We start from the raw sequence: 2,311 nt of genomic DNA, 5'->3' as shown, positions 1-2,311 counted from the left end.
CCCAAACAGGCCCTAGTCTCCTGTGCCCAGCTTGCCCGCGTCCCGACGCTCGGTCGCTGCCCGGCCGGCGCCGAGGCCGTGACCATCCGGCTCCGCGTGGGCGGCTCGGTGGTCGACGTGGCTTCGCCAATGGCCGACACCACGTGGCCGGCGGCCGGGACGTCCGTCACCGAGTTGGAGCGGCTTCCCCTCGAGGAGATCGTCGTCGCCACGGACGGGTCGACGGCCGCGGTCGAACGGGTCCGTACCATCCTCGGAATCGCCTACCCGAGAACGTTTCCGCCCGTGACCTTCGCGGAGGCCGACGCCCAGAGCTCGTGGCATCTTGACAGTTACCGGCGGCTGGCGGACGTCGTGATTCTCACCAGCCTGCCCATCGCCGGTTGTGGCTTGGCGGTCAGCGTCGCCAGCGGCCTGGCCGACCGCAAACGCCCGTTCAGCCTCCTGCGCCTTGCCGGCGCGCCACTCGCGGTGCTGAGGCATGTTGTCATCCTGGAAACGGTCGCCCCGCTCATGCTCACGGCCGCCGTCTCCGCCGGATCCGGCGGAGACGGCGGCCCAGCTCTTCCTGCGCGCGCAGCTCGACGAGGCCCTCCATCCACCCGGAGCCGGGTACTACCTGCTCGTCATCACCGGACTCGTCGCCTCCCTCGCCGTCATCGCGTCGACCATGCCGTTGCTGGCGCAGACCACCGGACCCGAGATCGCCCGCTCGACGGCGGCGGGTCAGTGATCGCCTTCGGCGAGTTCGTCGACACCGAGCTCGGCCAGCAGCGTGGAACGCAGCCGGTCGAAGGCGGGGTCGGCCCGTCGCCGAGGGGGCGCCACATCGACCGGAACGTCGAGGGAGAGCCGTCCCTCGGTGAGGACGAGCACCCGGTCCGCGAGCAGGATCGCCTCGTCAACGTCGTGCGTGACGAACAGCACCGCCGGCCGGTGACGACGGCACAGCTGCTGGAGCAGGGCGTGCATCCTGATCCGGGTCAGGGCGTCGAGGGCCCCGAACGGTTCGTCGAGCATGACGAGGTCCGGCTCCCGGACCAGCGCCCGGGCGAGTGCGACCCGCTGTGCCTCACCGCCGGACAGGGTCACCGGCCAGGACCGTTCCCGCCCGGCCAGCCCGACCTCCGCGAGCGCCGCCCGTCCGCGTTCGGCAACGTCACGGCCGGACAGACCGATCGTCACGTTGGCCAGGGTCCGTGTCCAGGGAAGCAGCCGGGCCTCCTGGAAGACGACCGAACGCTGCCGGGTGGCCAGAACCTCGCCGGAGATGTCGCCGTCGAAGCCGCCGAGGATGCGGATCAGCGTGCTCTTCCCTGACCCGCTGCGGCCCAGCAGAGCGACGAACTCCCCGGAGGCGACCGTGAGGTCGAGGCCGTCGAGGACCGTGTGATCCCCGAAGGTGCGACGCAGGCCGCGGATCCGGATGGCGGCGCCGTCGGCACCGCGGGTTTCGCCGGTTTCGGTGGTGCGCTGAGCGCTGGTGGTGTACTGAGCGTCGTCGGTGTCGGTGCTCAGGTTCCGTCGAAGCCGCGGCGCCATGACAGCAGCGTCCTTTCCAGGATACGGACCATTCCGTCGCTGACGAGTCCCAGGATTCCGTAGATGACCAGGCAGAGGACCATGATGTCGGTCCGGTTCCAGGACTGCGCGCTGTTGAGCAGGTAGCCGATGCCCTTGTCGGTGTTGACCTGCTCGGCGAAGACCAGCAGCAGCCAGGCGACTCCCAGGGCCCAGCGCAGACCGACGAGGAAGCCCGGGAGCGCGCCGGGAACGATGACCCGCCGGATGAGCCCGAACCGGCCGAGGCCGAAGGTCTGGCCGGCCTCCACCAGTTTGATGTCGACCCCGCGGATGGCGGAGTAGGTGTTCATGTAGATGGGGAAGGAGACCCCCACGGTGATCAGGAAGATTTTTGCTTCCTCGCCGATGCCGATCCATACGATGATGAGCGGCAGCAACGCGATGACGGGGATCGTCCGTAGGAAGTTCATCGCGGAGTCGACGACGTCCTGGCCGGCGCGGAAGAAACCGGCGATCACCGCGAGAGTCAGCCCGATGGTGACTCCGAGGATCAGGCCGACCCCGCCCCGGTAGAGCGAGATGCCGAGGCTGTCCAGCAGCTCGCCGCTGTTCCACAGCTCCCGTCCCGCGCCGAACACCGCGGCCGGGGAGGCCAACGACCGGTCGCTGACGAGGCCGAGTCCCGTGACCGTCCACCAGGCGGCGAACAACAGCGCGGGACCGGTGAACCGGCGGACCTCCGGCGGAATCCACCGGCGCCCGCCGGTGCCGCGCGGCCCGGCCTCGG

The 2,311-nt window shown here is 70.1% G+C and carries 3 protein-coding genes; 1 reads left to right on the top strand and 2 read right to left on the bottom strand.

Annotation, left to right across the window (positions count from 1 at the left end; translation table 11 throughout):
• Window positions 1–481: 481 nt before the first annotated feature.
• Window positions 482–733 (top strand): hypothetical protein, encoded by a 252-nt coding sequence (locus ACY45C_RS08335; RefSeq protein WP_462187047.1) that lies wholly within the window; start codon window positions 482–484, stop codon window positions 731–733.
• Here the strand turns inward: ACY45C_RS08335 and ACY45C_RS08330 are convergent.
• Complete coding sequence (locus ACY45C_RS08330) at window positions 727–1,542, bottom strand: ABC transporter ATP-binding protein (protein WP_462187046.1); 816 nt, start codon at window positions 1,540–1,542, stop codon at window positions 727–729. The genes ACY45C_RS08335 and ACY45C_RS08330 overlap by 7 nt on opposite strands.
• A partial coding sequence (locus ACY45C_RS08325) for an ABC transporter permease (RefSeq protein WP_462187045.1) occupies window positions 1,515–2,311 on the bottom strand: 797 nt, incomplete at its 5' end. The genes ACY45C_RS08330 and ACY45C_RS08325, both read right to left, overlap by 28 nt.

This window comes from Frankia sp. CcWB2, assembly GCF_977927585.1.
The sequence above is the reverse complement of the archived record's forward strand: the minus strand, read 5'-3'. Positions and strand labels throughout refer to the sequence as shown.

Bases quoted from the DNA above. Each gene is read 5' to 3' on its own strand.
- ACY45C_RS08335 (WP_462187047.1), top strand. From the start codon at position 482: ATGTTGTCATCCTGGAAACGGTCGCCCCGCTCATGCTCACGGCCGCCG.
- ACY45C_RS08330 (WP_462187046.1), bottom strand. From the start codon at position 1,542: ATGGCGCCGCGGCTTCGACGGAACCTGAGCACCGACACCGACGACGCT.